The organism is Streptomyces sp. bgisy027, from assembly GCF_057710365.1.
The window spans coordinates 210,702-233,550 of sequence record NZ_JBYIVZ010000002.1; the positions used below are offsets into that span (position 1 = coordinate 210,702).

Below are 22,849 nucleotides of genomic sequence, written 5' to 3' on the forward strand. Positions count from 1 at the left end.
GGGAGAGATCGCCGGTGTTCACTGGGCCACTCCGTACAGGGCGAGCAGGTTCCTCATCCGTTCCTCGGCCTGCTTCGGGTCCGGGAACAGGCCCAGTCGGTCGGCCAGTTCGTAGGCGCGGGCGAAGTGCGGGAGGGAACGGGCCGACTGCAGGCCGCCGACCATGGTGAAGTGGCTCTGGTGGCCGGCCAGCCAGGCCAGGAAGACCACGCCCGTCTTGTAGAAGCGGGTCGGGGCCTGGAAGAGGTGGCGGGAGAGCTCGACCGTCGGGTCCAGCAGCTCCCGGAACCCGGCCACGTCCCCCGTGTCCAGGACCCGGACGGCCTCGGCGGCCAGCGGGCCCAGCGGGTCGAAGATGCCGAGCAGGGCGTGGCTGAAGCCCTTCTCGTCGCCGGCGATCAGCTCGGGGTAGTTGAAGTCGTCGCCGGTGTAGCAGCGCACGCCCTGCGGGAGCCGGCGGCGGATGTCGATCTCCCGCGCGGCGTCCAGCAGCGACACCTTGATGCCGTCCACCTTGTCGGGGTGCGCGGCGATGACCTCCAGGAAGGTGTCCGTGGCCGTGTCCAGGTCGGACGAGCCCCAGTAGCCCTCCAGCGCCGGGTCGAACATCGGGCCGAGCCAGTGCAGGATCACCGGCTCGCGGGCCTGGCGCAGCAGATGGCCGTAGACCTCCAGATGGTCCTCGGGCCCTGAGGCCACGGCGCACAGCGCCCGGGAGGCCATCAGGATCGCCTGGGCGCCCGACTCCTCAACCACCGCGAGCTGCTCCTCGTAGGCGGCCCGGACCTCCCCGAGGGACCCGGCGGCGATCTGGTCGGTGCCGACCCCGCAGGCGATCCGCCCGCCCACCGACGTCGCCTCGGCGGCGCTGCGGCGGATCAGCTCGGCCGCGCCCGCCCAGTCCAGGCCCATCCCGCGCTGGGCGGTGTCCATGGCCTCGGCGACCCCGAGCCCGTGGGACCACAGATGGCGGCGGAAGGCGAGCGTGGCGTCCCAGTCGACGGCGGCGGGCGCGTCGGGGCTCGTGTCGGCGTACGGGTCGGCGACGACGTGCGCCGCCGAGAAGACCGTACGGGAGGTGAGGGGCGCGCCCGGGGTGAGCGCGAGGGGCTCGGCGCGCGGCTCGTACGCCCGCAGGCCGCCCCGCAGGTCGGGCAGTCGGATCGTCACGGCTGGATCTCCGGTACGTCGATACGGCGGCCCTCGGCCGAGGACTTCAGGCCCAGTTCGGCGAGCTGGACGCCGCGGGCGCCGGCGAGGAGGTCCCAGTGGTAGGGGGCGTCGGCGTGGACGTGCCGCAGGAACAGCTCCCACTGCGCCTTGAAGCCGTTGTCGAACTCCTCGTTGTCCGGGATCTCCTGCCACTGGTCGCGGAAGGAGTAGCCGGCCGGGATGTCGGGGTTCCACACCGGCTTGGGCGTCGTGCTGCGGTGCTGGACACGGCAGTTGCGCAGGCCCGCGACGGCCGAGCCCTCGGTGCCGTCGACCTGGAACTCGACGAGCTCGTCGCGGTTGACGCGCACGGCCCAGGACGAGTTGATCTGCGCGACGGCGCCGCCGTCGAGTTCGAAGATGCCGTAGGCGGCGTCGTCGGCGGTGGCGTCGTAGGGCTTGTCGTTCTCGTCCCAGCGCTGCGGGATGTGGGTGGTGGCGATGGCCTGGACGGACTTCACGCGCCCGAAGAGCTCGTGCAGCACGTACTCCCAGTGCGGGAACATGTCGACGACGATGCCGCCGCCGTCCTCGGCGCGGTAGTTCCAGGACGGGCGCTGCGCGCTCTGCCAGTCGCCCTCGAAGACCCAGTAGCCGAACTCGCCGCGCACGGACAGGATCCGGCCGAAGAAGCCGCCGTCGATGAGGCGCTTGAGCTTGAGCAGGCCGGGGAGGAAGAGCTTGTCCTGGACGACGCCGTGCTTGATGCCGGCCGCGTCGGCCAGGCGGGCCAGCTCCAGTGCGCCCTGCAGACCGGTGGCCGTGGGCTTCTCGGTGTAGATGTGCTTGCCGGCGGCGATCGCCTTCCTGATCGCCTCCTCGCGGGCGGAGGTGACCTGGGCGTCGAAGTAGATCTCGACGGAAGGGTCGGCGAGGACCGCGTCGACGTCCGTCGAGATGTTCGCCGCGTCCAGTCCGTGCTGCTCGGCGAGCGCCTTCAGGGCGTGCTCGCGGCGGCCGACCAGGACCGGCTCCGGCCACAGCAGGGTGCCGTCGCCCAGGTCGAGGCCGCCCTGCTCGCGGATGGCCAGGATGGAGCGGACCAGGTGCTGGCGGTAGCCCATGCGCCCGGTCACGCCGTTCATGGCGATACGCACCGTCTTGCGTGTCACGTCGTTCCCTTCCAGTCGTCGTGCGCAACGTTCGTGCGCGCCTCGTACACGGTTGTGCGCGCCGCGTGCGCCTTTCCCTGCCAAGCGTCACAGCAAGCGCTTTCTATCTGATGAGAAGCTAGCCTCTGAGCAGCGGTGCAGACAAGACCGTGACGGGGTTGAGTTGTTCGAGGGGACGAACAACCGGGGTTGTTGGCCTTAAGGTCTGCTCGACATACACGGAACCGTGGTCGCGGATGGCCTGTCTACGAGGGGGCAGGACCTGTCCGTGAACACGTGGTGACCACTCACGTACGACAGGTGGTACGACGAGATGCGCGACCGGAGGACGACGAGATGACGGTGACCCTTGCGGACGTGGCGGCCCGCGCCCAGGTCTCGCCCGCGACGGTGTCGCGCGTGCTGAACGGGAACTATCCCGTGGCGGCCTCCACCCGCGAGCGGGTGCTGCGCGCGGTGGACGAGCTGGACTACGTGCTGAACGGTCCCGCGAGCGCGCTCGCCGCCGCCACCTCCGACCTGGTCGGCATCCTGGTCAACGACATCGCCGACCCCTTCTTCGGGATCATGGCGAGCGCGATCCAGTCGGAGATCGGGGGTCCGGGCGGCCGGGCGGGCGGCGAGCGGCTGGCGGTCGTCTGCAACACCGGGGGGTCGCCGGAGCGCGAACTGACCTATCTGACCCTGCTCCAGCGTCAGCGGGCGGCGGCGGTGGTCCTGACCGGCGGCGCCATGGAGAACGCCCCGCACGCGGCGGCGGTCGCGGCGAAGCTGCGCAAGCTGGCGGAGGCCGGGACACGGGTGGTGCTGTGCGGGCGGCCGCCGGCCCCGGACACCGGTGCGATCGCGCTGACCTTCGACAACCGCGGCGGCGGACGCGAGCTGACCGAGCACCTGATCGGCCTGGGCCACCGGCGGCTGGGCTACATCGCGGGCCCGGAGGAGCGCACCACGACCCGGCACCGCCTGGAGGGCCACCGGGCCGCGCTGGAGGCGCACGGCATCGAGGAGGACACCGGCTGGACCGTCCACGGCCGCTACGACCGCCAGTCCGGCTACGAGGCCACGCTGGAACTGCTGCGCCGGGACCCGTCCCTGACGGCGGTGGTCGCGGCCAACGACTCGGTCGCCCTGGGCGCGTGCGCGGCCCTGCGGGACTCCGGTCTGCGCATCCCCGAGGACGTCTCGGTGGCCGGCTTCGACGATCTGCCGTTCAGCATCGACGCGGTGCCTTCGCTGACGACGGTGAGGCTGCCGCTGTCGGAGGCGGGGGCGCGGGCCGGGCGGATCGCGATGGGGCGGGAGGAGCCGCCGCCCGGGGGGATCGCGACGATTCGGGGCGAGTTGATGGTCCGGGGGTCTTCCGGGGGTCCCAGGAGGTAGGGGCGGACGCCGTCCCTCACGGGCCGGTGTCCGCCACACGGTGGACGCCGGGCCCCGCGGCTCAGGCGCCTATGCGGTCCGCCTTCACCGCGTCGACGAACGAGGCCCAGCCGTCCGCCGAGAAGAGCAGTGCGGGGCCGGGTATGGCCTTGCTGTCGCGGACGGGGACGGTGTCGTGGCCTCGGGCGACCTCAAGGCAGTCCCCCTGGTCGCCGCCGCTGTAGCTGGACTTGTACCACCCGGTGAGGGTGGACGAGTCGGAGACCGTGTGCTCACTGCTCACCATGCGCGTGATCCTCTGCTGCCGCCCGGACGAGGGCCAGTGACTGCTGCTGCGACAACGCGTCGCTCAGCGCAAGAGCGTAGGCGGTCTGACTGGCGGTCACCAGCGCCGGATCGTCCATCAAATGGCCGGTGAGAAAGGCTTCGACGTAGGCCACGGGGGCAGAGTCCTCAAAGCTCATGAGGGTGAGATAGCTCTGCTGGAGCGCGTGTGCGCCCACGCCGTACGGCAGCACATGCAGGCGCAACCGTCCCGCCTCGGCCAAGTCCGCGATCTTGTGGAGTTGTTCCGCCATGACCTGCGGGCCGCCGACGCGTCGCCTGAGCACACACTCGTCCAGCAGCGTCCAGATGACCGGTTGCAACGGCCCATCGAGAATCCGGGCACGCCTTGTTCGAATGACAACGGCTTCGTCAAGTTCCTCTGCGGTGTGGTTCGACCGGTAGGCGCGGAACACGGCACGCGCGTAGTCGTCGGTCTTAACACCTCGGCGGCACACCGCACGCCCGATACAACCGATACCCAGGAGTGAGCCCCATGCGCATCGTGATCACCGAGTTCATCAGCCTCGACGGCGTCGTCCAGGCCCCCGGTGGCCCCGAGGAGGACACCGACGGCGGGTTCGCGCACGGCGGCTGGTCGCACCCGTACTTCGACGCCGAGGTCCTCGGCGGTGCCTTCGACGCGGGGATGCGGAGCGCCGACGCGCTGCTCTTCGGGCGTCGTACCTGGCAGACCATGGCGGGGGCGTGGCCGGAGCGGGCCGGGGACCCCTTCGCCGACCGGATGAACTCGATCAAGAAGTACGTCGTCTCCGGCACCCTCACCGACGCCGATCTGACCTGGAACAACACCACCCTGATCCCCGGTGCCGACGCCGTCGCCCGGGTGCGGGAGCTGCGCGCGGCCGAGGGCGGCGACCTGGCGATGATGGGCAGCCCCACCCTCGTACGCACCCTCATCCAGGAGGGTCTGGTCGACGAGCTGCAGCTCATCGTGATGCCGGTGCTGCTCGGCGGCGGAAAGTCGATCTTCCCGGCCGACGGCGGCAGGCGTCCGCTGGAACTCGTCTCCACGACCACCGCGAAGACCGGGGCGCAGGTGTGCGTGTTCCGGCCGGCCGCGGAGGGATGACGGCCGAGGGGTAGCCGCGAGGGCGCGGGCGTCCTACGCTCGAACCGACGGAATCTCTGACTGAGTCAAACATCGGCGACACGCCTCGCCACGGAGTCCACCGGGGTCGACGATCATGAGCGTCCACGACATCCGCGCCTTCAACCGCTTCTACACGAACGTCATCGGCGCCCTCGACTACAGCCGCCACCTCTACGCGCCGTACACCCTCACCGAGTCCCGCGTCCTGTACGAGCTCGCGCACTCCCCGCGTACCGACGCGGCCGATCTGCGCACCGAGCTCTCGCTGGACGCGGGATATCTGAGCCGGATCCTGAACAAGTTCGAGCAGGACGGGCTGATCGAGCGCACCCCCTCGCAGCAGGACCCGCGGCGCCGGCGCGTCACGCTCACCGCGCGCGGCCGGGAGACCGGCAAGCTGCTGGAGGAGCGGGCGAGCGAATCGGTCGGCGCACTGCTGTCGACCGTGCCGGCCGCCGAACGGCCCCGCCTCGCCGAGGCGATGACGACCGTCCGCACGATCCTGTCCGAGGGTCGCCCTCCCCGCCGCGAGGACGTCCTGCTGCGCGAGCCCGGCCCCGGCGACCTCGGCTGGATCGTGCAGCGCAACGCGGCCCTGTACGCGGCGGAGTACGGCTGGAACGCCGACTACGAGGGGCTGGTCGCGAGGATCGTCGCCGACTTCGCCGAGGACCACGACCCCCACCTGGAGCGGGTGTGGATCGCCGAGCTGGACGGCCGCCCGGTGGGCTGCGTGATGTGCGTCCGCGACGAGGCCCCCGCCACGGCCCGGCTGCGCCTGCTGCTGGTCGAGCCCGACGCCCGCGGCCTGGGCATCGGCGACCGCCTCGTGACGGCCGTCGTCGACTTCGCCCGCGGCGTCGGCTACCGCGACCTGGTGCTGTGGACCAACGACGTCCTGTCCGCGGCCCGCCGCATCTACCAGCGCCACGGCTTCGTCCTGGCCGCCGAGAAACCCCACCGCTCCTTCGGCAAGGACCTGACGGGCCAGGACTGGCGTCTGGACCTGCACGGCACGACGGAGTGAGGCCGAGGATCCGGGCATACGGCTCCCGAACGCCCGGCCGGATGGGCGTCCCTCCGTTTCCCTGGCAAGGTGGAGGCATGAAACTGGCGTTCTCCACCCTCGGCGTCCCCGGTCTCCCCCTCCCCGACGTGCTGCGGCTTGCGAGTGTGCACGGGTATCACGGGGTCGAGTTGCGTGCGCATCCGGAGGAGCCGGTGCATCCGGGGCTCGGGCCCGGGGAACGGGCCGATGTGGCGGCCGAGTTCAAGGCCGCCGGGATCGAGCCGGTGGGGATCGCCGGGTATGCCCGGGTCGCCGCGCCGGGTGACGACGGGCCGGTGATCGAGGAGGTCCGCAGGCTCATCGATCTGGCCCACGATCTCGGCACGCCCTTCGTCCGGGTCTTCCCGGGCGCCGATCCCGAGCAGAGCCGTGAGTCGGCGGACGCGATCGCCGCGCGGCGGCTGGGCACGGCCGCGGAGTACGCCGCCGACATGGGCGTACGGATCCTGCTGGAGACCCACGACTCGCACCGCGCCGCCGGCGACGCGATCCGGGTGCTCGGTCTGGTCGGCCACCGGCACGTCGGCTCGCTCTGGGACGTCATGCACACCTGGCTGGCCGGCGAGCAGCCCACGGAGAGCTACGCGGCCCTGTCGCCGTACCTCGGCTACGTCCAGGTCAAGGACATCGCCTCCGCCGACGACACGACCCCGGTGCCGCTCGGTGCCGGGGTGCTGCCGCTCGCCGAGTGCGTGGAGGTCCTCTCCCGCCACAGCTGGGACGGCTGGCTGTGCTGGGAGTACGAGAAGCGCTGGTACGAGGACGTGCCCCCGCTGCCCGAGCTGCTCGGCGCGGGGCGGGAGCACCTGTCGCGGCTGTTGAACGAGTCGGCCTAGAAGCCGGAGAGGGGCGTCCCCTAGCGGCGGTTCCGGTGGCGGTGGGCGTGGCCGAACGCGGTCACCGCCAGGGCGGTCAGCACGACCACGCCGGCCGTCTCGACGTACAGGGTCGGACGGACCAGCTCCGCGTCGATCGACTCGCCGAATCCGAACAGGATCGCGTTGAGGCTCAGGAACAGCGCGCCCAGCGTGCCGGCCGTGAACAGCGCGGTGCCCGCCGCGACGAAGCCGAGCAGGCGCAGGGGCGCCACCAGCAGGGCCAGTGCGAGCAGGATGCCGACGACGCCGTTGAGCAGGAAGAGCGGCCCGATGGTGGCGAGGTCCCGGTAGCCCCCGGCCCACAGCCGCAGATGGATCGCGGCCATCGTCGCCGTCAGCCCGGCCCCGGCCAGCCGCAGGACGAGCCGGACGGCGGCGCCCTCAGTAGCCATTGCCGGGAGAGGCGTTGCCGTCGGTCGACGGTGCCGGGGCTCCGCCGACGGTGATCTCGGTCTTCATGCCGAGGTCCTTGTGTCCGTCGACCGGGCAGTAGACCTCGTAGGAGCCGGACTTCAGGTTCACCGTGAGGGTCGTGGACTGCCCCGGCTCGATGTCCTTGCTGCGGTTCTCGCCGCCGGGGCCCTCGATCTGCAGGCCGTGCGTGTGCCCGCCCTTGTTGTGCACGGTGAAGATGTGCTCGCCGGGCTGGAACTTCTGCGTCGAGAGGTCGATGTGGAAGTCGGTCATCTCCGCGGTGACCTGGGTACCGGAGCCGGAGCCGGTGCTGTTGTCGCTGCTGCTGTCGCCACTGCTGCTGCCGTTGCCGCCGCCTCCGCAGGCGGCGAGGACGGCGGCCAGGCCCCCGGCGGCCACGCCGAGGAGCACGCGGTTTCGGATGTGCGGGATGGTCATGAGTCGGTCCTCCGGAACGTCCCCCCGCAAGGGGTACGGCGCTCCCGGACCGAGGGATTGAGGCCCCGCGGAATGGCGCGGGCGGAGAATGGACCCACGGCACATCCGCACATCCGCACATCCGCACATCACGTACGGCAATCCCTTCCGGGCGACGGAACGTATCCCTGATATGTGGCGCAAGGGCCTTTCCCTCGGGCGGGTCCCCGACGAGGCACTCCTCTCCGGCCTGACGACGGGCGATCCCGAACTCGCCGTCGCGTTCGTGCGCCGGTTCCAGCGCACGGTCTTCGGCGTCGCCGTGAGCGTCCTGGGCGACCCGCAGCTCGCCGAGGACGTCGCCCAGGAGACCTTCGAGCGGGCTTGGCGCCACGCGCAGGTGTACGACCCCCGGCGCGGTTCGGTACGGGCCTGGCTGACGGCCATCGCGCACAATCTGGCCATCGACGCGGTACGGGCCCGGCGGGCCGGCCCCGTCGCCCCGGAGGACCTGGACGCCCTGCTCGGCATCGTCACCGAGACACCGGAGCGTCGGGCCCTCGCCGACGACAGCGCGGAGCGGGTGCGGCGGGCCGTCGCGGAGCTGCCCCGGGAGCAGGCGCGGGCCCTGGTGATGGCCGGGATCTACGGGATGACGGCGCGGGAGGTCGCGGACTGCGAGGGCGTTCCGCTGGGCACGGCGAAGACCCGGATCCGGACCGGGACGCTCAAGGTACGGGCCCTCCTCGACGCGGCGGAGAAGCGGTGAGCGGCATGGAGTGCGAGCGGCTGCGGGAGCTGGACGCCGAGCTGGCGCTCGGGGTCCTGCCCGCTCGCGAGCGGGCCGAGGCGGTCGCGCATCTGGACCGCTGCCCGGACTGCCGGGAGCACATCGAGCGGCTGACCACGGTCGGCGACGGTCTCCTCGCCCTGCTGCCGGGCGCCGAACCGCCGGTCGGCTTCGAGAGCCGCGTCGTGCGGGCACTGGGCGCCGCACCCGCGCCCAGGCCCCGCAGGCACCGGCTCCGGCTGGCGGCGGCCGCCGTGGCGACGGCCCTGGCCTGCGGCTTCGGCGGCTGGGCGGTCGGCACGGCGGTCGAGGCCGCGCCACCGCCGCCGGCCCAGCGGACCCACGACAGCCTGCGCGAGGCGTCCCTGATGTCCGAAGGCCACGAAGTCGGCCGCATCTACGCGCACGCCGGCGACGAGGGCTGGGTGTACATGTCCGTCGACCTCGACGGCTCCGGCCGGGGCCCGGTGCGCTGTCTGCTCGTGCACGCCGACGGATCGACCGTCCCGGCGGGTTCGTTCCCGCTCAAGGACGGCTACGGCTACTGGGCGACGCCCGCCGGAACCGACCCGGCGGCCCTCACCGGCGCCCGCCTGGTGGCCGCGGACGGAAGCGTCCTGGCCACGGCGTCCTTCCCGACCGGCTAGGCCGATTCCAGGCGTGCGCGCAGCGCCCCGAACTCCTCGTGGAAGCCGGGGAAGGTCTTCCGTACGCAGCCGGGGTCGTCGAAGGAGATGCCGGGCACCCGCAGCCCGGTGACCGCGAAGGACATCACGATGCGGTGGTCGCCGTGGGACTTGATGTCCGTGCCGCCGACGAGGGGTGCGCCGGGGCGGATCTCGATCCAGTCCGGGCCCGTCGCCACGTCCGCCCCGAGCCGGCGCAGGTTCTCCGCGCAGGCCTCCAGGCGGTCGCACTCCTTGACCCGGGTGTTCGCCACGTCCTCGATGCGCACCGGGCCGGACGCGAAGGGGGCGATGGCCGCGAGGGTCGGCATGGTGTCGGAGATGTCGCGCATGTTGACGGTGAGGCCGCGCAGTTCGCCGGTGCCGCGGACGGTCGTGGCGTCCGGGCCGACCGTCACCCGCGCGCCCATCCGCCGCAGCACCTCGACGAAGCCCAGGTCGCCCTGGAGCGCGCCCTCGCCCAGGCCCGGCACCGTCACCTCGCCGCCGGTGACGGCCGCCGCGGCGAAGAAGTAGCTCGCGGTCGAGGCGTCCGGCTCCACCGAGTACGTCGTGGCGCGGTAGCCGCCGGGCGGGACCACGAAGGTGTCGCCCTCGCGGCGCACCTCCACGCCGAAGGCCCGCATCATCGCGATCGTGATCTCGACGTACGGCACCGAGACCAGGTCGGTGACGGTGATCCTCAGTCCCTCGCGGGTCAGCGGGCCGAGCAGCAGCAGCGCCGTCAGGTACTGCGACGACTGCCCCGCGTCCAGCGTCACCTGCCCGCCCACGACGCCGGCCGCCCGCACGGTCAGCGGGTGGTGGCCCTCCCGCTCCTCGTGCCGCAGGTCCACGCCGAGGTCGCGCAGGGCGCGGGTCAGCGGGAGCAGCGGGCGGCGGCGCATCTGCGGCGAGGCGTCGAAGCGGTAGGTGCCGTGGCCGGCGGCGGCCAGCGTGGGCAGGAAGCGGGCCGTGGTCGCGCCGTCGCGGCAGTAGACGTCCGCCTCGGCGGCCGCGGGGCCCTGCGGGCGGCCGTCGACCTGCCAGGTGTCCGGGGTCCGGCCGACCCGGTGGCCGAGCCGGGTCAGCCCCTCGGCGAAGCCCTCGGTGTCGTCCGAGCGCAGCGGCCGCAGCAGGGTGGTGACACCGTCGGCCGCGGCCGCCAGGAACAGGGCGCGGGCGGTGATGGACTTGGAGCCGGGAACGGCGACTTCGGGCATGCGCCCATGATCGCCCGGTCGGCCGTGCGGGTGCCCGGACGTCCACGGGATGGACCCGTGCCGGTCGCCGGCCGTCGCCCTTCCGTCTGCTCATCCGTCACGCCCGCCTCCCGCTCACCGACTTCGCCGTTTCCGCCCGTCGCGGGGAACCCAGCCCCATGCCCGCTCGTCCAACACGCAAGCTGCCGGAGAGTCACCGTGGTGCGGTGTCGGCCCTCGCTGCTGGCTGCGATCGCTGACCAACCCTCTCCGCCGTGCCGCGGCCGGCAGCACGCCGCCATCGGCGCGCCCCCCTCCAACTGCGCCGATGGCGGCCCCTTTCCGGCCGCCGTCCGCCTTCCGGTCACGGCCGATTCCCTTGACTGGCAGAAACTTCCCGGTTATTGGTGACTCCTGGAAGTTTCCTTCAGCGCACCACCTCCGGAAGGAGCGCACGTGCCCGACAGCAGCACGGGAAGCAGAGGAAGCACAGGAAACACAGGAAACACAGGAAACACCGCACCACCGTCGAGACGTACGGTCCTCGCGGCCGGCGCGGGCGTCACCACCGCGCTGGCCCTGGGCGGCACCGCGCACGCCGCGCCCGACGACCGGAAACTGCGCGCCCTCATCGCCCGGATGACCCTGCCGGAGAAGGTCGGCCAGCTTTTCGTCATGCGGGTCTACGGCCACTCCGCGACCGCCCCCGACCAGGCCGACATCGACGCCAACCTCAAGGAGATCGGCGTCCGCACGGCCGCCGAGCTGGTCGCCGAGTACCGCGTGGGCGGCATCATCTACTTCACCTGGGCGCACAACACCCGCGACCCGCACCAGATGGCCGACCTGTCGAACGGCATCCAGCGGGCGTCCCTCAGCCGGCCCCGCGGCCTGCCCGTGCTCATCTCCACCGACCAGGAGCACGGCATCGTCTGCCGGGTCGGCGAGCCCGCCACCCTGTTCCCGGGCGCCATGGCCATCGGCGCCGGCGGCTCGCGCACCGACGCCCGCACCCTCGGCCGGATCGCCGGTCAGGAGCTCAGGGCGCTCGGCATCCGGCAGAACTACTCCCCCGTGGCCGACGTGAACGTCAACCCGGCGAACCCGGTGATCGGCGTGCGCTCCTTCGGCGCCGACCCGGTCGCGGTGGCCGGCATGGTCGCCGCCGAGGTGGCCGGATACCAGCGCGGCCGGCAGGTCGCCTCGACCGCCAAGCACTTCCCGGGGCACGGCGACACCGCCGTCGACAGCCACTACGGCTTCCCCGTCATCACCCACACCCGGGAGCAGTGGGAGACCCTGGACGCGCCGCCCTTCCGGGCCGCCGTCCGCGCCGGCATCGACTCGATCATGACCGCGCACATCATGGTCCCGGCCCTCGACGACTCCGGCGACCCGGCCACCCTCTCCCGCCCGATCCTCACCGGCATCCTGCGCGAGGAACTGGGCTACGACGGGCTGGTGGTGACGGACTCGCTGGGCATGGAGGGCGTACGGACGAAGTACGGCGACGACCGCGTCCCCGTCCTCGCGCTCAAGGCGGGTGTGGACCAGCTCCTCAATCCGCCGTCCCTCGACATCGCCTGGAACGCGGTCCTGAAGGCCGTGCGGGACGGCGAGCTGACCGAGGCGCGGCTGGACGAGTCGATCCTGCGGGTGCTGCGGCTGAAGGCGAAGCTGCGGCTGTTCGACACGCCGTACGTCAGCCAGGACGGCGTCGACCGGAACGTCGGCACCCCGGCCCACCTCGCGGCCGCCGACCGTGTCGCCGAGCGCACCACGACCCTGCTGGTCAACGAGGGCTCGCTGCTGCCGCTGTCCCGACGCACCCACCCGAGGGTCCTGGTGGTGGGCGCCGACCCGGCCTCCCCGTCCGGCACGACGGGCCCCCCGACCGGCGTGCTCGCCACCGCCCTCGGCGAGCTGGGCTTCACGGCGACGGCCCTGTCGACCGGCACCGCGCCGTCCGCGGCGACCGTCGCGCGGGCCGTCGCGGCGGCGGGCGAGGCGGACGCGGTGGTGGTGGGGACGTACAACGTCACGGCGGCCAGTGCGCAGAAGGTGCTGGTCGAGCAGCTCCTCGCGACGGGGCGGCCGGTGGTGGCGGTGGCGATCCGCAACCCCTACGACGTGGCGCAACTGCCCGCCGTGCGGGCCGTCCTGGCGTCCTACTCCTGGACCGACGTCGAACTGCGGGCCGCGGCCCGGGTGATCGCCGGACGGGTGGCCCCCCGCGGACGGCTCCCGGTGCCGGTGCAGCGGGCGGACGACCCGGCCGAGGTCCTGTATCCGGTCGGCCACGGACTGACGTACGGGCACCGCTAGCGACCCGTAGCACTTTGGGCGTAGACCGCGTACGCCGCACCACGGCCACTCTCACCCCCAATCTACGCAAAGGACACCAATCGCCTGGCGTGCGCCCGCTACGACGGGCCACGCTGGACAGGGGTCGCCGGGGGGAGTGCGATGGGTGGGAGACGTGTTGCCGGGGTGGCGTGCGCACTGCTTGTGCTGCTCGTCGGACTGCTGACGGGATGCCAGAGTCAGTCACGGGCGGCAGGGGAGGACGGGCGGCTCGCGGGGAGCGGGAGCGCCACCGCGAGCGGGCGGCAGGTGTCGCCGACGCGGCCCGCCGGGTACGGCGCGCTGTTCCTCGGCGTCGACGAGTGCAGTTCCTTCGGCACGACGAGCTTCACCGAGGTGTCCTGCGCCGGCGAGCGGGCGGCGGCACGGGTCGTCGCGCGGCACGACGGCAAGGTGGGCGACGGCCCGCTGTGCCCGGCGACCACGGACTTCGTGCTGCACATCAGCGAGCAGAGCCGCACCTCCGACGAGGACGGCGACGGCGCGATCCCGCAGGGCTACGCCTGTATGCGCAATCTCACCGCGCCCCACCCCGGCGACCCCGGCGGCGGAGGCGGCCCCCGCACGATCGTCGGCGACTGCGTCTACGACTCCGGCGACGGCCAGGTCCGCGAGACGTCCTGCGACGGCAAGGCGGAGCAGAAGCCGGAGTACGAGGTGACGAAGGCCGCCGACCGGCGGACCGACTGTCCGCTGTCGACGGCCCTCTACGTCCAGCTGGGCGGCGAGAAACCGGTGGGCTGCGCGCGACCGGTGTGAGGACGTACGGCCCGTGGCCACCGGCCGGCGCACCTCACGGCCGCAGCGCGAACTCCCGTTCCGGTTCCCGGACGTCGAGCCTCGCGTCGAACTTCGCCAGCGGCCTCGGCTCTGCCGCGGTGGCCGCGACGCCCGCCCAGTGCAGGATGCGGGCCGTGGCCAGGGTGCGCTCCCGCTCCACCAGTCCCGCGACGAGGGCGCCGTGGTTGGCTCCCGGCGCGGCGAAGACGTACGAGTCGCGTGCGCCCTTGCCGACGCGGAAGCGTTCCGCGCCCCACGGGTCGTTCTGACCGTAGACGAAGAGCATCTGCCGGGCGTGGTGCCGGACCCAGGTGTCCACGTCGCGCATGGCGTGGGGCTGGAACCTCGTCGGGATCTCGCGCGGGACGAAGTCGCGGGGCGGGAGGTAGCCGTAGCGGATCAGCTTGCGCTCGATGTGGGGGAACCCGATCATCGGCGCGCCGAGCTGGGTGGCCGCCTGGTAGTAGTACGGCGTGTACGGCTCCAGGCCCTGGTCCGTGTAGAAGTCGAAGCCGCCGCTCGCGTCGATGGCGTCCCAGATCGCCTGGTCGGTGGCGTGCGCCGCGTCCGCCGGGACGGTCTCGCAGTCCTTGAGCAGGCTGTACTGCCAAAAGCCCCAGACGTAGTCGAGGACGACCGCCTCGTACGCCTTGTCCAGGCTGCCGATGGTGCGGAAGGTGTAGCCGTGCTCGGCCGCGTGCGCCGCGAACCGTTCCTTCATCGGCTCCCGGCGCACCAGCGCCTCCCGCTGCACCGCGTTCACCCGGTCCCGGCACTCCTTGGTGCCGACACGGGCGAAGAAGCGGTCGTAGGCGGAGTCCTCGTGGTCGACCACGTCGTTGGGGGCCACGTAGGCGACGACGCCGTCCATGTCACGGGGGTAGAAGCGCTCGTAGTAGGTGGCGGTCATGCCGCCCTTGGAGACGCCGGTGGAGAGCCACTTGCGGTCGTAGACCGGCTCCAGCGCCTTGAAGATGCGGTGCTGGTCGGAGGCCGCCTGCCAGATGTCCAGCTTCGTCCAGTCGGCCGGCTCGGGCCGGGACGGCGTGAAGAAGCGGTACTCCATGGAGATCTGGTTGCCGTCGACGATCTGCGTCGGCTCACGGCGGCTGGGCCGCGTGGAGACCTCGTAGCCGCTGGTGTAGAAGACGGTCGGGCGGGAGACGTCCCTGTGCAGCACGGTCAGGCGCTGCTGGAAGGTCCCCGCGGACGGGTTCCGGTGGTCGACCGGCTGGGTGTACGACAGGACGAAGAAGCGGTAGCCGGGGTACGGCTTCTCCTCCACGAGGCTCATGCCCGGTATGGACAGCAGCCGTTCCTCGATGTCCGGCTCGGCGGCGGTGGCCGCCTTTGCCGTGGCCGTGCCGAGCGCGCCGGTCAGCAGCGCGAGCGCCAGCAGCCATCTGAGGGTCTTGCGGACCATTCACCCTCCCCTGGGAAGCGGATGTGCGCCGCAAGCTAGCGAGCAACTACCAACCGCACCAGGGGAGATGGGGAATTCGCCACGGGGATGGCCGAACGACGGCGAGGGGCACCGCTCAGCAGAGGATCCAGCCCTTGCTGACCGAGCCCCGTCCCACCCGGCCCTTCACCCACACACAGCGCTGCCCGGCGTGGACGGTGACCGGGCCGGCCCGGCGGGAGCGCCGGCCCTCGTCGGCGACCGGGTGCGCCCGGTACGCCTGGACGCTGGCCTTCATCCACTGCGAGCGGCCGGGGTTCTTGGGCAGGGTGACGACGCAGACGTGACCGCCGCGCTTGTAGACGTAGAGCGTGCCGGTCGAGAACGGGTACGTCTTCACCTTGCGTCCCTCGCAGCGCGTGGGCGCGGCGGCATGCGCCTGCGCCGGAACCGCCACCGCGAGCACACCGGACGCCGTCAGCAACGCCAGGCCGACCGCCAGTCGTCGGCGTATCGCACCTTTGTCCACCGTCTTGTCCTCCCCGTACACCGGCAATGAGCGTACTGATGTACGGACGCACGGCGTATGCCGGATGGTTGCACGACCGTCACGGCGACACGGGGCGGGACCTCACCGGGCCGCCCCGACCGGCTCCTCCGGCTCGGCCTCGCCGAGGAAGGTCCGCCACAGCTCGGCGTACTGCCCGCCGAGCGCCAGCAGCTCCTCGTGCGTGCCGTCCTCGGCGACCCGCCCGTGGTCCATGACGACCACCCGGTCCGCGCGGGCGGCCGTCGTCAGCCGGTGGGCCACCACGAGGGTCGTACGGCGACCCGCGAGGCGGTCGGTGGCCTGGTTGACCTGGGCCTCCGTGGCCAGGTCCAGCGCGGCCGTCGCCTCGTCGAGGAGCAGGACGTCCGGGTCGACCAGCTCGGCGCGGGCCAGCGCGATCAGCTGGCGCTGGCCGGCGGAGAGGTTGCGGCCGCGCTCGGCGACCTCGTGGAGGTAGCCGCCCTGAAGCGTCGCGATCATCTCGTGCGCGCCGACCGCCCGGGCCGCTGCCTCGACCTCGGCGTCCGTGGCCTCGGGGCGGCCGTACGCGATGGCGTCGCGGACGGTGCCCTGGAAGAGGTACGCCTCCTGCGGCACGACCCCGAGACGGTGCCGGTACGACGTGATGTCCAGGGCCCGCAGGTCCTGGCCGTCGGCGGTGACCCGGCCACCGGTCGGGTCGTAGAACCGTGCCACCAGCTTGACCAGGGTCGACTTGCCGGCGCCGGTCTCGCCGACGAACGCGACCGTCTGCCCGGCGGGGATGCGGATGTCGATCCCGCCGAGCGCCTCCTCCTCGTCGCCGTAGCTGAAGTGCACGTCCTCGAAGGCGACCTCGCCGCGCAGCGACAGCACCTCCAGCGGCTCGGCGGCGGACTTCGTCGAGGTCGGTTCCCGCAGCAGTTCCTGGATGCGGCCGAGCGAGACCGTGGCCTGCTGGTAGCCGTCGAAGACCTGGGAGAGCTGCTGCACCGGGGCGAAGAACAGGTCGATGTAGAGCAGGTACGCCACCAGCGCGCCGGTCGTCAGCGTGGCCGCGTCGATCCGTGCGCCGCCCACGATCAGCACCGACGCCGCGGCCGCCGACGACAGGAACTGCACGAAGGGGAAGTAGATCGAGATCAGCCACTGGCCCCGGATACGGGCCTGGCGGTAGCTGTCGCTGCGCTCGGCGAACCGTGCGCCGCCGTCCTGCTCGCGCCGGAACGCCTGCACGATCCGCAGCCCGGACACCGACTCCTGGAGGTCGGCGTTGACCACCGACACCCGCTCACGGGCGAGTTCGTACGCCTTCACACTCGCCCGGCGGAAGTAGTAGGTGGCCACGATCAGCGGCGGCAGCGTCGCGAACACGACGAGCGCGAGCTCGATGTCGATGACCAGCAGGGCGACCATGATGCCGAAGAAGGTGACGACCGAGACGAACGCGGTGACCAGGCCGGTCTGGAGGAACGTCGACAGCGCGTCGACGTCCGTGGTCATCCGGGTCATGATCCGGCCGGTCAGCTCGCGCTCGTAGTAGTCGAGGCCGAGCCGCTGGAGCTGGGCGAAGATCTTCAGCCGCAGCGAGTACAGCACCCGTTCGCCGGTGCGCCCGGTCATCCGGGTCTCGGCGATCTGCGCCGCCCACTGCACGATCACCGCGCCCAGGCCCAGCAGGGCCGCCGCCCAGACCGCGCCGAGCGCCGCCGCCGTGACACCGTCGTCGATGCCGTGCCGGATCAGCACGGGCAGCAGCAGCCCCATGCCGGCGTCCATGGCGACCAGGCCGAGGCTGATCAGCAGCGGCGGCCCGAAGCCGCGCAGCAGCCGCTTGAGTCCGTAACTCTCCTCCGGCCGCACCGCGCGCGCCTCGTCGATGTCGGGGACGTCGGTGGCCGGGGGCAGCGCCTCGACCTGGGCGAGCAGCTCGGGCGTCGCCGGGGACTCCGCGAGCGCCAGGCCCTTGGGCTCCCGGTCCCCGGTCCACAGGCGCGGCGTCACCCCGCGTTCGGCGTCGAACTCCGCGTCCAGTTCGTCGCGTACGGAGGTGTCCTCGCGCGGGCAGGCCGGCTGGGCGTGGCCGGGTGAGACGCCGCCGAGTTCGTCGGGGTCGGTGAGCAGGCGCCGGTAGAGGGCGGAGCGTTCCTGGAGCTCGTCGTGGGTGCCGATGTCGGCGAGGCGGCCGGCGTCCAGGACCGCGATGCGGTCGGCGAGGCCCAGAGTGGAGCGGCGGTGGGCGATGAGCAGGGTCGTGCGGCCCTCCATCACATGCTTCAGCGCCTCGTGGATCTCGTGCTCGACGCGGGCGTCCACCGCCGAGGTCGCGTCGTCGAGGACGAGCAGCCGGGGGTCGGTGAGGATCGCGCGGGCGAGTGCGACGCGCTGGCGCTGGCCGCCGGAGAGGGTGAGGCCGTGCTCGCCGACCTTGGTGTCGTAGCCCTCGGGCAGCTCGGCGATGAAACGGTCCGCCTGGGCGGCGCGCGCGGCGGCGGCGATCTCCTCGTCGGTGGCGTCGGGGCGGCCGTAGGCGATGTTGTTGCGGACGGTGTCCGAGAAGAGGAAGGAGTCCTCCGGCACCAGTCCGATGGCGGCCCGCAGCGAGTCGGTGGTCAGCTCGCGCACGTCGTGGCCGCCGACCAGGACGGCGCCGCGCGTGACGTCGTAGAAGCGCGGGAGGAGGAGGGAGACGGTGGACTTGCCGGAGCCGGAGGAGCCGACGACGGCGAGGGTCTCGCCGGGCCGGATCTCGAAGCTCAGCCCGTCGAGGACCGGGCGCTCGTCGGCGTAGCCGAAGGCCACGTCGTCGAACTCGACGGTCGCGGGCGCGTCGGCGGGCAGGGTCTTGGTGCCGTCCTTGATCGACGGCTCGGTGTCGATCAGCTCAAGGACCCGCTCGGTGCCGGCGCGGGCCTGCTGGGCGACCGTGAGCACCATCGCGAGCATGCGGACCGGGCCGACCAGCTGGGCGAGGTAGGTGGAGAAGGCGACGAACGTACCGAGGGTGATGTGCCCGCGCACCGCCAGCCACCCGCCGAGGGCGAGCATCGCGACCTGGCCGAGGGCCGGTACGGCCTGGAGCGCCGGGGTGTACTTGGAATTGAACCGGATGGTGCGCAGACGGCCCGCGAAGAGCCGGCGGCCGACCTCGCGCAGCTTGCCGGTCTCCTGGTCCTCCTGCCCGAAGCCCTTCACCACGCGGACGCCGCTGACGGCCCCGTCGACCACGCCCGCGACGGCGGCGGCCTGGGCCTGGGCGTACCAGGTGGAGGGGTGCAGCTTGGCCCGGCTGCGCCGCGCGATCCACCACAGGGCGGGGGCCACCGCGAGGGCGACCAGCGTCAGGGGCAGCGACAGCCAGGCCATGACGACCAGGGAGATCAGGAACAGGGCGAAGTTCCCGATGGTCATCGGGAGCATGAAGAGCAGGCCCTGGATCAGCTGGAGGTCGCTGGTGGCCCGGCCGACGACCTGCCCGGTGGACAGCTCGTCCTGGCGCCGGCCGTCGAGCCGGGTGATCGTCCCGAACATCTCGGTCCGCAGGTCGTGCTGGACGTCGAGGGCGAGACGGCCGCCGTAGTAGCGGCGGACGTAGGTGAGGACGTAGACGACCAGCGCGGCGCCCACCAGCAGCCCCGCCCAGACGGCCATGCTGCGGTTGTCGCCGCCGATCACGTCGTCGATGATCACCTTGGTGATCAGCGGCACGATCGCCATGACCGCCATACCGGCGAGGGACGAGCCGAGCGCGAGGACCACGTCCTTGGGGTAACGCCAGGCGTAACCCCACAGCCGTCGTGCCCATCCCCGTTGCGCTGCCACGCGGTGCCCTCCGATCGTCCTGATCTGCCGGAAGGCACCAACGCCGACGAGCCCCGATTTCATCCCGCCACGACGAACGCGGCGGGTGCCGTGCTCAGATCCGTACGCGCAGCCGGTAGAAGCGGGTCGTCTGAGCGGCGTTCTGGTTGTCGTCGCTGACCAGCAGCACCTTCAGGCGGCCCTTCGAGTACCCCGTGACCGCCATGCCCTCGATGTTGTCGAGGAGCGGGTTGGGCTGGGGCTGCTTGGCGGTCGCTCCCAGTGACGGGCAGTTCACGATGTCGGCGAGCAGGGTCTTCCTGATCAGGCGCACGTCGCCTTGGCCCGTGAGGTTCTCGACACCGCTCGTGTCCGTCGCGCGGCGCGGGTCGGCCAGGTAGAGGCGGACCGTGTTGCCGACACCGGCGGTGAAGCCGCGCTCCAGGACGAGGAGGCGGCCGTCGGGGGTGGCCTGGACCTCGGGGACGCCGAGTCCGGTGTCGGTGCGGTAGGCGTACTGGCGGCCGAGCTCGAAGCGGTCGCCCCTGGTCCGGTTCCAGGTCTGGAAGCGGACGATGCCCGCGCTGTCACCGGCGAGCGCGTACTCCATCGACGCGAGCAGGGTGCGGCCGCCCGGGAGCAGGGTCAGGCCCTCGAAGGTGCCGTTGGAGACGGCGCGGCCGGCCGGGGCGACCCGCAGGGCGTCCGGGACGGGGAGGCGGTCGAGGATCCTGCCGTCGCGGGAGTAGCGGCGCACGGACGGCTCGGTCTCACCGGAGACCAGCCGGGTGCCGTCCCGGTCCACGACCAGGCCCTCGGAGTCGAGGGCGGCGCCGCTCTCGTCGGCGAGCGGGACGACGCTCTCGGGCGCGAGGGTCCTCCCGTCCAGGCCGAAGAGGGCGGAGCGGTCGGAGACGGCGGCGAGCGAGCCGTCCCGGTCCACGGCGAGCGCGGAGAAGTTGCCGACGAAGGTGCCCTCGTAGGTCGTCTTGTCGAGCGCGTCGGAGAAGCGGTCGATGGAGACGGTGGGCGAACAGGCGTGGCCGGCCGAGGAGTCGGGGCGGGCGTTCGCCGGGCCGGCGGCGGTCAGACAGGTGGCCGCCGCCAGGCCCGCTGTGGCGGTCGCGAGTACGGTTCTCAGGCGCATGGAGTCACCGTAGGGCGGGTCGGTGACGCAGGGGAGACCGGCTCGTGAAGCGTCGTCCTCGGCTCCCCCGGACCGTCAGCTCGCCGCGAGATCCTTGTGGACGGCCTTGGCCACGCCCTGGATCGTCGCGATGCCGTAGTTCATGGTGCTGTTGTCGTGGGTCAGCACCGTGATCACGTAGTCGTGGCCGCCGCCCTTGAACGCGCCGACGCTGTGCACCCGCCAGCCGTGCGTCGAGCGGGACAGCCAGCCGTTCTTCACGGCCACCGAGACACCGGACGGCACCCCGTACGGGGTGCCCCAGCGCTGCGAGGAGACGACCTGGCCCATCAGCTTCAGGATGTAGGCGCGGGCGTTGTCGCTGAGCACCGTGTTCCTAGCGGTGACGAGCTTCAGCAGCTTCTGCTCGTCGGTGACGGTGATCTGCGTCAGACCCCAGTAGCCGTTCGCACCGGGCTTGGTCTGGGTCATGCCGGCGGCGGCCAGGAAGCCCTTGACCTTCGTCATCCCCAGCTGCTTCCAGAGCGTGCTGGTCGCGGCGTTGTCCGACTTGGTGATCATGGCCTTGCTGAGCGAGACCTCGCGGTCGGTGAGATAGCGGTTGTGCTTCTTCGCGTCCCACAGCAGCGTGGCCAGCACGGTGACCTTGACGACGCTGGCGGAGTCGTAGGCGCTGGAGGCCCGCAGGCCGCAGTTGGTGTTCGTCGAACGGTCGTACAGCCCGACGGCGACCGTGCCCTTGCGGCCCGCGAGAGCCGCCGTGATGTCCTTCTTCAGCTTGGTGGCGAGGCCGGCCTTGGCGGACGTACAGCTGACGGTGGGTGCGGCGGCAACGGCGGGTGCGGCGGCAGCGACGGACGCTATGACGACGCCGACACCCACACCCGCCGCGACGACCGTTCTCGCGCGTCTGGAGACGCCCCTCGACTTCTCGTGCGTTGTCCCGTGAGTCATGTCCTGATGACCAACGAGGGCGCGTGAAAGGTTGTACGCATAGTGCCCGCCGACGGCCTATCGCTCCGCCGTGCGCCTGCTCCACCGGGCGCGGCCCGGCCGCGGACTGCGGCAGGCGCGGCAGTCATGCGCCCCGGCTCTCCGCGATACGAAGCACGTCGGTCAACGACTCACTCATCCGGGCCGGCAGGAACCTGAGCTGCCCGGGTGTCGCCCGGCGGTCGGCGAGCATGTCGGCCGCGTGGTCGAGGAGGTCGTCGGCCCTTCCCAGCTGCACTCTCTCGACGGTGTCGGCAAGGCGGGCGACCGGGCCGAGGCCGTCGCTCACGAGATAACAGGGCTTGCCCTGCACCCCGGCCCAGGGCAGAAGCCGTACGCCCGCCCAGGGCAGAAGCCGTACGCCGCTCATGTCGCCCCTCACTTCCTGCCCCTCACGACCACCGAGGGCATACCGACCGACCCGACGCCGACCCCGAGTACGGCGGCGGGCCGTGCGGCAGGGGAAGGCCGGGAGCCGAGGTGGTGGACGGTCGGCCCGACGGGACCGGACGAATACCGGCCGGGCCGGCGCAGAAGCCGTGGCAACGGCCCGAAGAGAATTGGGCGGTTGGCGAAAGTCGTCCTACAGCGGAACTGAGGCCGACAGCTGCCTCGAAGTCCTCGACAACCACCCCTCCGGCGTCCCCGTCCGCGACTCCAAGACCCCGCACGGCCCGGCGCTGGTCTTCTCCGCCGCCGACTGGTCGGCCTTCGTCGCGGCCGCGAAGGACGGCGAGTTCAGCGGCTCCCGGCCGATCTGAGTCGTCAGGACGTGCGAGCGTCGTAGTTCTCGCGGTGTGCGAGGACCTCGGCCATGTGCGTCTGCGCCCAGTTTCTGAGTCCGCGCGTCATGTGGTGGAGCGAGAGACCGAGGTCGGTCAGTTCGTAGGAGACCGTGACGGGGACCGTCGGCGTCACGGTACGGGTGAGCAGGCCGTCGCGCTCCAGCGACCGTAGCGTCTGGGTCAGCATCTTCTGGCTGACCCCGGCCAGAAGACGGGAGATCTCCGAGTACCGCATCGCCTTCGACGCGTCTGCGCTGTTGTCGCCGCCCAGCGCACACAGGATCAGGACGACCCACTTGTCCGAGATCCGGTCGAGCAGCTGCCGGCTGGGACACCCCGCCAGGAACGCGTTGTACTCCACCTTGGCCTGAGCCCTCTTCCGGGCCGCGTTCGTCGTCGTCACTGATCGCACCTCTCACCGATGGGTGGGTTACGCACTCCAAAGTACCTACTTCCTGACAGGAAGTT

The 22,849-nt window shown here is 72.0% G+C and carries 22 protein-coding genes and 1 pseudogene; 9 read left to right on the forward strand and 14 right to left on the reverse strand.

Going from position 1 to position 22,849, the window contains the following annotated elements; translation table 11 throughout:
* Positions 1–18: 18 nt before the first annotated feature.
* Positions 19–1,170 (reverse strand): dihydrodipicolinate synthase family protein, encoded by a 1,152-nt coding sequence (locus tag AC3ETA_RS02955; RefSeq protein WP_432191219.1) that lies wholly within the window; start codon positions 1,168–1,170, stop codon positions 19–21.
* A complete protein-coding gene (locus AC3ETA_RS02960; protein WP_432191220.1) occupies positions 1,167–2,324 on the reverse strand; it encodes a Gfo/Idh/MocA family protein in 1,158 nt (385 codons plus the stop codon). The genes AC3ETA_RS02955 and AC3ETA_RS02960 overlap by 4 nt, the downstream gene beginning before the upstream one ends.
* Positions 2,325–2,660: 336 nt before the next feature.
* On the opposite strand from AC3ETA_RS02960, the gene AC3ETA_RS02965 reads away from it, so the two are divergent.
* Complete coding sequence (locus AC3ETA_RS02965) at positions 2,661–3,707, forward strand: LacI family DNA-binding transcriptional regulator (protein ID WP_432191221.1); 1,047 nt, start codon at positions 2,661–2,663, stop codon at positions 3,705–3,707.
* A 61-nt stretch (positions 3,708–3,768) separates the two neighbouring features.
* Here the strand turns inward: AC3ETA_RS02965 and AC3ETA_RS02970 are convergent, their stop codons facing one another.
* Entirely contained in the window at positions 3,769–3,993 is a 225-nt protein-coding gene (locus tag AC3ETA_RS02970) for a DUF397 domain-containing protein (RefSeq protein WP_432191222.1), read from the reverse strand.
* Positions 3,980–4,474 (reverse strand): annotated as a pseudogene (locus AC3ETA_RS02975) (DUF5753 domain-containing protein); the annotation flags it as partial. The pseudogene AC3ETA_RS02975 and the gene AC3ETA_RS02970, both read right to left, overlap by 14 nt.
* A gap of 53 nt (positions 4,475–4,527) precedes the next feature.
* Here AC3ETA_RS02975 and AC3ETA_RS02980 point away from each other — a divergent pair.
* The 3 genes from AC3ETA_RS02980 (at position 4,528) to AC3ETA_RS02990 (ending at position 7,050) form a co-directional block, all read left to right on the forward strand.
* Positions 4,528–5,124 (forward strand): dihydrofolate reductase family protein, encoded by a 597-nt coding sequence (locus AC3ETA_RS02980; RefSeq protein ID WP_432191223.1) that lies wholly within the window; start codon positions 4,528–4,530, stop codon positions 5,122–5,124.
* 115 nt (positions 5,125–5,239) lie between these two features.
* On the forward strand, positions 5,240–6,172 hold the full coding sequence (locus tag AC3ETA_RS02985) for a bifunctional helix-turn-helix transcriptional regulator/GNAT family N-acetyltransferase (RefSeq protein WP_432191224.1): 933 nt from the start codon (positions 5,240–5,242) through the stop codon (positions 6,170–6,172).
* Positions 6,173–6,249: 77 nt separating this feature from the next.
* On the forward strand, positions 6,250–7,050 hold the full coding sequence (locus AC3ETA_RS02990; RefSeq protein WP_432191225.1) for a sugar phosphate isomerase/epimerase family protein: 801 nt from the start codon (positions 6,250–6,252) through the stop codon (positions 7,048–7,050).
* Positions 7,051–7,070: 20 nt separating this feature from the next.
* Here the strand turns inward: AC3ETA_RS02990 and AC3ETA_RS02995 are convergent, their stop codons facing one another.
* Positions 7,071–7,484, reverse strand: coding sequence for a hypothetical protein (locus AC3ETA_RS02995; RefSeq protein ID WP_432191226.1), 414 nt, complete (start codon positions 7,482–7,484; stop codon positions 7,071–7,073).
* A complete protein-coding gene (locus tag AC3ETA_RS03000; RefSeq protein ID WP_432191227.1) occupies positions 7,474–7,944 on the reverse strand; it encodes a plastocyanin/azurin family copper-binding protein in 471 nt (156 codons plus the stop codon). Before AC3ETA_RS03000 ends, AC3ETA_RS02995 begins: the two co-directional genes overlap by 11 nt.
* A 172-nt stretch (positions 7,945–8,116) precedes the next feature.
* Here AC3ETA_RS03000 and AC3ETA_RS03005 point away from each other — a divergent pair, with 172 nt between their 5' ends.
* Positions 8,117–8,692 carry an RNA polymerase sigma factor gene (locus AC3ETA_RS03005; RefSeq protein WP_432191359.1) on the forward strand — a complete coding sequence of 192 codons (576 nt, stop codon included), beginning with the start codon at positions 8,117–8,119 and terminating at the stop codon, positions 8,690–8,692.
* Between the two features lie 5 nt (positions 8,693–8,697).
* The gene (locus AC3ETA_RS03010) at positions 8,698–9,360 is read left to right on the forward strand and encodes an anti-sigma factor family protein (RefSeq protein WP_432191360.1); all 663 of its coding nucleotides are present in this window, start codon (positions 8,698–8,700) and stop codon (positions 9,358–9,360) included.
* Here the strand turns inward: AC3ETA_RS03010 and aroA are convergent.
* Positions 9,357–10,601 carry a 3-phosphoshikimate 1-carboxyvinyltransferase gene (aroA, locus tag AC3ETA_RS03015; protein ID WP_432191228.1) on the reverse strand — a complete coding sequence of 415 codons (1,245 nt, stop codon included), beginning with the start codon at positions 10,599–10,601 and terminating at the stop codon, positions 9,357–9,359. The two genes, AC3ETA_RS03010 and aroA, sit on opposite strands and share 4 nt — an antisense overlap.
* 435 nt (positions 10,602–11,036) lie before the next feature.
* Between aroA and AC3ETA_RS03020 the strand changes: the two genes are divergently transcribed.
* Both AC3ETA_RS03020 and AC3ETA_RS03025 read left to right on the forward strand, forming a co-directional pair.
* Entirely contained in the window at positions 11,037–12,905 is a 1,869-nt protein-coding gene (locus tag AC3ETA_RS03020; RefSeq protein ID WP_432191229.1) for a glycoside hydrolase family 3 protein, read from the forward strand.
* Between the two features lie 141 nt (positions 12,906–13,046).
* A complete protein-coding gene (locus AC3ETA_RS03025; protein WP_432191230.1) occupies positions 13,047–13,703 on the forward strand; it encodes a hypothetical protein in 657 nt (218 codons plus the stop codon).
* Between the two features lie 34 nt (positions 13,704–13,737).
* Here the strand turns inward: AC3ETA_RS03025 and AC3ETA_RS03030 are convergent, their stop codons facing one another.
* The 6 genes from AC3ETA_RS03030 to AC3ETA_RS03055 all read right to left on the reverse strand — a co-directional run bounded on the left by AC3ETA_RS03030 (position 13,738) and on the right by AC3ETA_RS03055 (position 21,966).
* Complete coding sequence (locus tag AC3ETA_RS03030; protein ID WP_432191231.1) at positions 13,738–15,147, reverse strand: aminopeptidase; 1,410 nt, start codon at positions 15,145–15,147, stop codon at positions 13,738–13,740.
* Positions 15,148–15,262: 115 nt separating this feature from the next.
* Positions 15,263–15,655: a hypothetical protein gene (locus tag AC3ETA_RS03035; protein WP_432191361.1), complete on the reverse strand. Its 393-nt coding sequence runs from the start codon at positions 15,653–15,655 to the stop codon at positions 15,263–15,265.
* 102 nt (positions 15,656–15,757) lie between these two features.
* Complete coding sequence (locus AC3ETA_RS03040) at positions 15,758–19,477, reverse strand: ABC transporter ATP-binding protein (RefSeq protein WP_432191232.1); 3,720 nt, start codon at positions 19,475–19,477, stop codon at positions 15,758–15,760.
* A gap of 94 nt (positions 19,478–19,571) precedes the next feature.
* Positions 19,572–20,603 carry an esterase-like activity of phytase family protein gene (locus AC3ETA_RS03045; protein ID WP_432191233.1) on the reverse strand — a complete coding sequence of 344 codons (1,032 nt, stop codon included), beginning with the start codon at positions 20,601–20,603 and terminating at the stop codon, positions 19,572–19,574.
* A gap of 75 nt (positions 20,604–20,678) precedes the next feature.
* On the reverse strand, positions 20,679–21,557 hold the full coding sequence (locus AC3ETA_RS03050; RefSeq protein WP_432191234.1) for a serine hydrolase: 879 nt from the start codon (positions 21,555–21,557) through the stop codon (positions 20,679–20,681).
* A gap of 124 nt (positions 21,558–21,681) precedes the next feature.
* Positions 21,682–21,966, reverse strand: coding sequence for a hypothetical protein (locus AC3ETA_RS03055; RefSeq protein ID WP_432191235.1), 285 nt, complete (start codon positions 21,964–21,966; stop codon positions 21,682–21,684).
* A 190-nt stretch (positions 21,967–22,156) separates the two neighbouring features.
* Here AC3ETA_RS03055 and AC3ETA_RS03060 point away from each other — a divergent pair, with 190 nt between their 5' ends.
* The gene (locus AC3ETA_RS03060) at positions 22,157–22,357 is read left to right on the forward strand and encodes a DUF397 domain-containing protein (RefSeq protein ID WP_432191236.1); all 201 of its coding nucleotides are present in this window, start codon (positions 22,157–22,159) and stop codon (positions 22,355–22,357) included.
* A 4-nt stretch (positions 22,358–22,361) separates the two neighbouring features.
* Here AC3ETA_RS03060 and AC3ETA_RS03065 read toward each other — a convergent pair whose 3' ends face one another.
* Positions 22,362–22,784: a winged helix-turn-helix transcriptional regulator gene (locus AC3ETA_RS03065; RefSeq protein ID WP_432191237.1), complete on the reverse strand. Its 423-nt coding sequence runs from the start codon at positions 22,782–22,784 to the stop codon at positions 22,362–22,364.
* Between the last annotated feature and the right edge of the window lie 65 nt (positions 22,785–22,849).